Here is an 8,325-nt window from a genome sequence, read left to right on the forward strand (position 1 = left end):
GTGTGGCGCAATCGCCCTGCCTCTCATGCCTGCATTGAAACCGTCCTTCGGATTGCCGGTGTCGACGCCAGCCGCCGTGCCGTTGTCGCTCATGAAAATGACGATCGTGTTGTCAGCGATTCCTTGAGTATCAAGCGAATCTAAGAGGCGACCGAGGTTCTCGTCAAAGTTGATGATTTGACCAAAGAACTTTGCCCGAGTGTCGGAGTGTCCTTGCGCGGTGAATGGGGCAGAGTATCGTTCGTCAACCGTATGAGGGCTGTGCATCGCGTTGAGCGGAAGGTACGCGAAAAAGCGTTGGTCAGATTTCTCGGCGATGAACCGTTGGCATTCTTCGAAAAAGACGTCCGTGCAATATCCCTCGATGCGGTCGAGAGTGCCGTCTCGATAGTAGGTGTCGTCAAAGTAGTCATTTGTGATCGGATTTCCGATCTCGTCGATCCCACCGCTGAGATGCCGCACGACGTTTTGGAAGCCACGGAATCGGGGCGCATACGGCCATGGATCACCGAGGTGCCACTTGCCGAACATGCCGGTTCGATATCCAGACGCCGAGAAAACGTCTGCCATCGTGACCTCATCTGCTCGCAGCAGTTGTCGTCCCTCGGTCACGGCCCAGGCGCCGACCCGAGTGGAATATCGACCAGTCATCAACGCGGCTCGGGTCGGAGTGCACACTGGGTCCACGTGATAGTTTTGCAGTCGCACGCTCTCGGCATGCAAGCGATCGAGATGAGGCGTTTTTAGCCATGGGTTTCCATGGCAAGACATGTCGCCATAGCCTTGGTCGTCGGTGACGATGATGAGCACATTGGGCTGCGTTTGGTTCGATGCGGAGGATGTCGAATGAACGTTAGCAAACGCGACTAAGACGGTAAATGAATATGCAAGATTTCGGATCATGTGGTGGGCTGTTCTATAGAGATCGTTCTCGCCGAGCGTATCCAAAGACGCGACGCGGGAGCTGCGTTGAATGGTTTCGCAAACTACGAATCATATCTCAAGAGCATGCCGTGTGGGGCGATCGATGTTGGTGATCCGAGCCCGCAGGTAAATTCGAACACTCGAGGTGTCTCGTTAACGCTGTACTTGGTCCTCCAATGCTTGTCGACAGGCCATCGCCGCTTCGTGCCATTTCCCTTCGTCGGCCAACGCGATCATCGCCGTGAGAGCCTGATATGACTCGTCGACTGGATCGTTGGACGACGCCAATTCGTGTAGGCGTTGTTCGATCAATCGCAGTCCTTCGGCACTGCGTTGATTGCAGACGCGGTACAGCGCGATCGTAACATCGTATCCATGCTCGTCGAGCACGACCGGTTTGCGAGACATCCACCAACCGATGGCGATCAATGCGACGACCGCTGATCCGGCGATCACGACAGTACGGACGTTGGACTTCGGGTTCGGCTTGGATTGATTACGTTTCATTAAAGTTTCTCCCAGTCGATTGATTCACCTTCGTTCATGCTCGATAGTTCCGCCCACAAGAAGAGATCGATGAAGTTGGTGACAAAGCGAACCGAACCGTCACCGAGGCAGACGTATCCGCCACCGGGATGTTCGGCAAACATTTGTCCGACGTGGTACGTCGGAAAATTGACCGGATGGATAATCGGACTGCCCGTGATATCGAGTTCGCCACCGGACGGGCCGGCGTGAACGAGTGTCAGCGTGGCAGCTGCGTCGGCACCGTTTTCAGGTGAAGTAAAGCGAGGATGCGTGAACGCACCGGGGACGACCCCGGCCCATGTTTTGTCGCTCAAGGCAGAGCTGTGTTCACCGAAGAAAATCGTGTTCGAGGTTCCGTCGAGTACGTCGCGGAATCGTGTTTTTGAGTTGCGAAAGAACGGACCGTCGGCCACGTTGCCGGCGTCACCGTTGATCGCAACGATGTGCGTCGTGGACGTGTAAATATTTGTGAACACCTCACCCGTCGCTGCGGAACCGCATTCGCCCCAGCAACTCTCCTGCCCATGACTGGCGACGTAGTGACTACGTCCGAGTCGAACAGTTTGTCCCCCGATCACAAGCGAATTGCCGGCTTGATCTTGCACGTCAAACGGTTCGTCACCTCCGGTGGCGCTGGGGCACAAGAACATCGGCAGCGTGGCGGCAACAGCAGCTTGGTTGGCGGTCGACCAAATAGGCTGATCGAAGCGTAACCCATCTGATACGGCCGTCGCTTCCGCAAAAGGTAACAGCCCGGCGCCCCATCCCCACCCCGGGCCAGCGTCCCAGGTGATCGGATCCATCATCACGGAAGCGGGAGCCGAGCCATCTCGCGTGGGATGCGATATGTATCCGGCAGGAAATCGTTGATACGCCGCGTGGTAGTTTTGCGCGGCCAATCCGATCTGACGCAGGTTGTTGCTGCACGACATCCGGCGTGCCGCTTCGCGAGCCGCTTGGACTGCGGGCAGCAGCAGCCCCACCAGCATGCCGATGATGGCGATCACGACCAGCAGCTCGATCAACGTGAACGCGACGCGTCGATACCTAGGCAGGTGGCGCAGGTGGTTGGTGGTTCTCCGCCGCTCGGCGGTTCTCTCGGTGGAACGTCTCGGCGTACTGCTGGGCGGTTCAAACTGCGACTGATGCATCGAAACCTCTCGTTGGGACATGAAAATAGCGTGTCGATTGACCGAAAAAGTTAGCCAGTGCTAACTCAGGAAGCCGGAAAAAAGCGAGCACATCGTCGCTCGTTTTTTACGTTGTTTTTTCGTAAAGTTAGCACGGGCTAACTCGCGGTTCTGCCGGAGGATATCCACTCGTGTGAGAAGAATCAAGGGGATTCAGCGAGAAACCAATCTTCGCTAAGATACGACATTCACTCGAGTGACATCTTGGGGTGGGTATCGCCCCGTGTTGCATGGTTAAAGGGAAACTGAACTTGCCTTCGAAGTCATACCAGCGAATCCGGTCGGATCATGCCAGCGAGGTTGCCGAGGACTACGTCGAAGCGATCGCGGACGCGATTTCCGAACGTGGCGTCTGCCGGGCGATGGATTTGGTCAAGCATTTTGCGGTCACCCACGCGACGGTGAACAATACGATTGCTCGCTTGCAGCGTGACGGGTTGGTGGTGACTGAGCCGTATCAGCCGATCGACTTGACGGCGGCGGGCAGGCGGTTGGCGACGCAATCAAGAAAGCGTCATGAGGTTGTCGAGAGTTTCTTGAAGGCCATGGGGGTCAGTGCCGCGACAGCAGCCACCGACAGTGAGGGCATTGAGCACCATGTCAGCAAGGAGACGCTCAACGCCATGAAACGGGTCCTGGCCGATGGCTGGCCAAGCAATCCGTAAGGCGTCAAACTCACCGTCGGAGCTGAAGGGTCCTTGGGATCAGTAGATGGCTCTGGACGACAACCGCGTAGGTGTGTCGAGAGGATCGATGGGTCGGGGACGCCCCAACCGCCGACCGACGCAAACGTGACGTGCATCGCGGATTCTTCCTGGAAATGCGACACTGTCGCGAAAATAGCCTCTCTCTGGAAAGAAGCCACCAATGGAAAAAGTCCTGTTTGACTACCTGCAACGGATTCTCAACGCCCGTGTCTACGACGTGGCCAATGAGTCGCCGTTGGAGCTAGCGAGGAAATTATCGGGCCGGTTGAAGAACCAGGTATGGCTGAAGCGGGAGGACACTCAGCCCGTTCACAGTTTTAAACTGCGTGGCGCGTACAATAAAATGTCGCACCTGACTCCGTCCGAGCTGGCTCGCGGCGTCGTGTGTGCGTCTGCCGGAAACCACGCGCAAGGCGTCGCGCTGAGCGCCCGTCAACTCGGTTGTCAGGCGGTGGTCGTGATGCCGGTCACGACTCCCCGGCTCAAGTCGGATGCGGTTCTCGCTCTGGGCGGTAAGGTCGTTCTGCATGGCGATAGCTATTCCGATGCGTATGCGCATGCACTGAAGTTGCAAAAAAGCAATCAGTACGTGTTCGTCCACCCTTTCGACGACCCCGATGTGATCGCGGGACAGGGGACGATCGGGATGGAGATTCTGCGTCAGCATCAACACCCGATCCATGCCGTGTTCGTTGCGATCGGCGGAGGTGGGTTGATTTCCGGTGTTGCCGCGTACATCAAAGCGGTTCGTCCGGAGATCAAAGTCATCGGCGTGCAGATGAAGGACTCCGACGCAATGATTCGATCCGTCGGCGCTGGGTACCCGGTCAGCATGGACGAGGTGGGACTCTTTTCCGACGGGACCGCCGTGAAGAAAGTTGGTGACGAAACCTTCCGGCTGACGAAAGAATGGGTGGATGATTTTGTCACGGTCGACACCGATGCGGTTTGTGCCGCGATCAAGGATGCCTTTGAAGACACTCGCAGCATCTTGGAACCGGCCGGCGCGATGGGCATTGCAGGGATGAAGCAATACATCGTCGATCATGATCTTCAAGGCGAGGATCTCGTCGCGATCACGTGCGGCGCTAACATGAACTTCGATCGGCTGCGTTTTGTCGCCGAGCGGGCGGAGGCCGGAGAGGAACGTGAGGCAATGTTTGCGGTTTCCATCCCTGAGGAACGAGGCAGCTTCAAACGTCTCTGCGAAACAATCGGCCAACGAAGCGTGACCGAGTTTAGCTATCGAATGTCGGACGAAAAGGAAGCACACGTTTTGGTCGGTGTCGCGATCAGCGACCGGAGCGAGGTGGCGGTCATCCGCGATGCCTTAGAGAAGCAAGGGTTTGCGACGTTGGATCTTGCCGAGGACGAGCTGTCCAAGGAGCACCTGCGATACATGGTCGGTGGTAGAAGTCGACTTGGTGAAAACGAGAGGCTTTATCGATTTGAGTTCCCCGAACGTCCCGGCGCCTTGGTGCGTTTTCTCTCGCACATGCATCCGAGTTGGAATATCAGCCTGTTCCATTATCGCAACCAAGGGGCTGACTATGGACGCATTCTGATCGGTATTCAGGTCCCCGACGAAGATCTGCCTGCATTCCGCGAGTTCATTGACACCCTCGGCTATCGCTGCGTCGATGAATCAACGAATCCCGTCTACCATCTCTTTCTTCGGTAACGAGCGGGCTGCTTTGGACGCGGACGCTGAAACCGATTTTCGCTGCACAAGATTGCCGTGGCTGCGAGATCCCCCTACAGGCCTCTGCGACGCCTCGATTCGGTGGCGGTGGGGCAGTGCCATCTACTTTCGCACTAACCGGGTGGCTTTTATAGCGGAGCGGCGCGAGCCGCGCGGTAAATTTCGAACATCTTACTTACAGCAACCGGGCGGCTCGCGCAGCACCGCTGTCAAGCTTGAAGGCATTAGGCAGTGAGTCACCGGCACGCAGCATTCGGCAAGTGCTCGCTGACTCAAGGATAGCCGTTTTCGGGGGCGTCTCTCATCTCGTTGTGGGACGCGTGCGCCATGTTCTGGTAAAGCGAATCGCCGCACTTGGTTTCAGCACAATCCAATCGCCTTACCTCAATTCACAAACATGTAAAACACATGTGTGCCTTTTGTGAAGGTATGAAGTTGAGTGGACAACCATCAAAAAAACTGTGGTGTCATCATTTGTGTTCACGGCTTAAACCCAGTTTGTTTTTGTGCGTGAAGATGATTGTCTAATAATCATTTTGTGCCTCGAAAACGTCTAAAGCATGTTGGGGTATGTGGCTTTTTGGTCAGTAGTGTACGGGCTGAGATGCGTGTCCGGTCTATTACGTTTTGCTAAATAGACGTTTGGTATTAATTAATGGACACCCCCCGATGAACGCTCTAGCATTGTCCCGTAATGGCTGGTTAGCGTCGTTGATGGCCCCTTTGGGTCGCTGGCCGGTTCGTTCGGTAAGTCTGTTTCTTATCGAAACATCCACTCCCTGATTTTTGGAGAACTCTAGTGATGTCTAAAGAAAAACGTCGGGGGTTTACTCTCGTTGAACTTCTTGTCGTGATAGCAATTATTGGTGTCTTGGTAGGGCTGCTATTGCCCGCGGTACAAGCCGCCCGTGAAGCTGCTCGTCGAATGAGTTGTAGTAATAACTTCAAGCAGATCGGCTTGGGGATTCACAATTATCACGCTTCGTTTGACTTACTACCTGTTCACCATATGGGGACGCACTCCGCAACCGGCAGCTATGTTAACAGTGGGATCAGCAGTGCCGCCAACGGAAAGGGCCACAACGAATACACGCTCAGCTTTCTTGTAGGGATTTTGCCGTTTGTGGAGCAGCAAGCTTTATGGGAACAGATTTCGAATCCCAACAACGAAACGTCCAGTGGTGGACCTCCCGGGAATCCTTGGTCGCCGATGGGACCGTCGCCGCGACAACAGGAGTACAAGCCGTGGATTACCGAGATCACAACGTATCGTTGTCCCAGCGACCCCGGTTTTGGATTGCCGGCACTGGGGCGAACTAACTACGCCGCCTGCATTGGTGACTCGCCGGACTTATCCGATTGTCGCTGGCCGGATAATCCTCAGAAAGGCAAGTTGGTTTATACGCAGGCCGATGTGATTGCGGCGAAGGCCGCCTATCGTGGTATGTTTCAGCCCGGTTTTCAGGGCCAATTTCGCGAAACGCTCGACGGACTTTCCAACACGATTATGTGTGGCGAAATCGCTACCGACCTCGGTGACAAAGCGATCAGTACGACACTGATGATCAACGGAAGTGCAGCAAACCTGCGCAATAATCCTGGAGATGCATGCAAAAAATACATCGATCCCGAGCGGCCGACGTTTTATAAGAGCGACATTCAATACAACAACAGCTCGAACGGATTCGCAAAAATCTTTCAAATGCGTGGCTATGTTTGGTCGGACGCAAGATCAGGGTTCAGTTGTATCACCACCATTCTGCCACCCAATACCGAGCTATGTATGTCAGGTGGCGACTCCGGTTATGGCCTCGCTCCTCCGTCGAGCCGACACCAAGGCGGTGCTCACATCTTGATGGGTGACGGTGCCGTCCGGTTCATTACCGATTCCATTGAGGCGGGTAACAGTGCTGCGGGTTGTGTCTTCTCAGGCGGGACGGGAACGCGGGCACCCGGTTCTCCAAGCCCGTATGGTCTTTGGGGCGCTCTCGGAACGCGGGCCTCGAAGGAAGTGGTTGAATTCGATTTTTAAGGAAGTATTCGAAATCAAGTTTGATGATTGTTAGCTAGCGGGAGGACGCGAGCCGTCCGGCAAAGCGTCCACGCGACACCCGCCGCTATCTCCCGGACATATTTCAAACGCTTTCAAGGTTTGATCTCTCACGCTCTTCTCTTCACAATCCTTGTGGGGAAGAGTCTCTTTTGGTTTGTGCGTTATTTGGGCAGCGACACTATTGATATAGCTCGGTCTCTCCGCGACCGAGAATTGCGGACGTTACCCGCTTTTGGAAACTCGGACAGGCTGTGAAGTTATTAGGGTGGCCGTTCGCTCCGCGAACGAGCGTTACCGTAAGCTTCGTTTGCAGGGAATGTTGATTTAATTAATGAGGGATTTCAAAAGTAGCGGAACGGCGCACGCCGTCCGGTAACGCGGGACCGGACGGCTTGCTCCGTTCCGCTTACAAGAGCACTCAAACAATCGACGTCCCGAGCAAACGGCCACATTGCTTCGCCTCCGGCGAATAGATTCACCGCCTCGCAGCGACTCAGCGACGTGAAAGACGAAACCCCGATTCGCCTTCCTGAAGGTGACGCTTTCCAGTGATGATTCTCTTCCCTCCCCTTTTTTTATGAAAGTTGAAGACCAGTATGACTCGCTATTTTCTCTTGGCTTGTACTCTTATGGTTTGTAGCCCCGGGTTAGTTGGTTGTGGTAATGAAGGCAACCGAACGGTCGAAACGCAGGGTGACCTGTGGGACGAACGGGCAGCTTTTTATGCGGATGAGTCCAACTTCACGGACGAGGAGTCCAAAAACCAATAGTGCGTAAGTCTCGCTCCATTCCACGTCAAACACGACGCTCAGGCTCTCGGGACATTGATTGTTTGAGTGTCATTTTTAGCGGAACGGGCGAGCCGTCCGGTCCCGCGTTACAAGACGACTTGCACCTTTTCGCTGCATTTGAAATTCCGCGGTAACTGAATCGACGTCTTCTGAGGCCGAGAGTTGCGGGCGTTAAGCAGGTACATAGAAGTGATTCGGTATAACGACAATTCAGCTGATCGTGATCGGTTCGGCGTAGGCCGGACCCAGGAGCTTAAGCGACGCAGTTCCGGCACGACTGAGCAAGCGAATGCCGGAACTCGCAAAGCCTCGGTCCGGCCTACTGTTCGCGGCAGTTTCGCCAGATGATTCCTGCATAACTGCTTAGGACGGGATCAATCGACCGGTGGGAGACGCATCAGGCTGATGCCTTGATCGGTGGACAGCACAA

Annotated in this window: 6 protein-coding genes; 3 read left to right on the forward strand and 3 right to left on the reverse strand. The window is 55.1% G+C overall.

Going from position 1 to position 8,325, the window contains the following annotated elements:
* The 3 genes from NB063_RS31795 to NB063_RS31805 all read right to left on the reverse strand — a co-directional run.
* Positions 1 to 903 (reverse strand): sulfatase-like hydrolase/transferase (locus tag NB063_RS31795; RefSeq protein WP_250933834.1); only part of this gene is annotated, 903 nt, incomplete at its 3' end.
* A 174-nt stretch (positions 904 to 1,077) separates the two neighbouring features.
* Positions 1,078 to 1,431, reverse strand: coding sequence for a hypothetical protein (locus NB063_RS31800; RefSeq protein ID WP_250933835.1), 354 nt, complete (start codon positions 1,429 to 1,431; stop codon positions 1,078 to 1,080).
* Positions 1,431 to 2,624, reverse strand: a complete 1,194-nt coding sequence (locus tag NB063_RS31805) for a DUF1559 domain-containing protein (protein WP_250933836.1) — start codon at positions 2,622 to 2,624, stop codon at positions 1,431 to 1,433. Before NB063_RS31805 ends, NB063_RS31800 begins: the two co-directional genes overlap by 1 nt.
* Positions 2,625 to 2,893: 269 nt before the next feature.
* On the opposite strand from NB063_RS31805, the gene mntR reads away from it, so the two are divergent.
* The 3 genes from mntR (at position 2,894) to NB063_RS31820 (ending at position 7,083) form a co-directional block, all read left to right on the forward strand.
* A complete protein-coding gene (mntR, locus tag NB063_RS31810; protein ID WP_250933837.1) occupies positions 2,894 to 3,307 on the forward strand; it encodes a manganese-binding transcriptional regulator MntR in 414 nt (137 codons plus the stop codon).
* Between the two features lie 202 nt (positions 3,308 to 3,509).
* Positions 3,510 to 5,030: a threonine ammonia-lyase, biosynthetic gene (gene ilvA / locus NB063_RS31815; RefSeq protein WP_250933839.1), complete on the forward strand. Its 1,521-nt coding sequence runs from the start codon at positions 3,510 to 3,512 to the stop codon at positions 5,028 to 5,030.
* An 823-nt stretch (positions 5,031 to 5,853) separates the two neighbouring features.
* On the forward strand, positions 5,854 to 7,083 hold the full coding sequence (locus NB063_RS31820; protein ID WP_250933841.1) for a DUF1559 domain-containing protein: 1,230 nt from the start codon (positions 5,854 to 5,856) through the stop codon (positions 7,081 to 7,083).
* The last annotated feature ends 1,242 nt before the right edge of the window (positions 7,084 to 8,325 follow it).

It is taken from the genome of Aporhodopirellula aestuarii (genome assembly GCF_023701485.1).
GTDB classification, from domain to species: Bacteria; Planctomycetota; Planctomycetia; order Pirellulales; family Pirellulaceae; genus Rhodopirellula; species Rhodopirellula aestuarii.

Excerpts from the sequence above, each read along its gene's own strand:
- NB063_RS31820 (WP_250933841.1), top strand. The coding sequence starts at position 5,854 with ATGTCTAAAGAAAAACGTCGGGGGTTTACTCTCGTTGAACTTCTTGTC.
- NB063_RS31800 (WP_250933835.1), bottom strand. The coding sequence starts at position 1,431 with ATGAAACGTAATCAATCCAAGCCGAACCCGAAGTCCAACGTCCGTACT.
- ilvA (WP_250933839.1), top strand. The coding sequence starts at position 3,510 with ATGGAAAAAGTCCTGTTTGACTACCTGCAACGGATTCTCAACGCCCGT.
- NB063_RS31805 (WP_250933836.1), bottom strand. The coding sequence starts at position 2,624 with ATGTCCCAACGAGAGGTTTCGATGCATCAGTCGCAGTTTGAACCGCCC.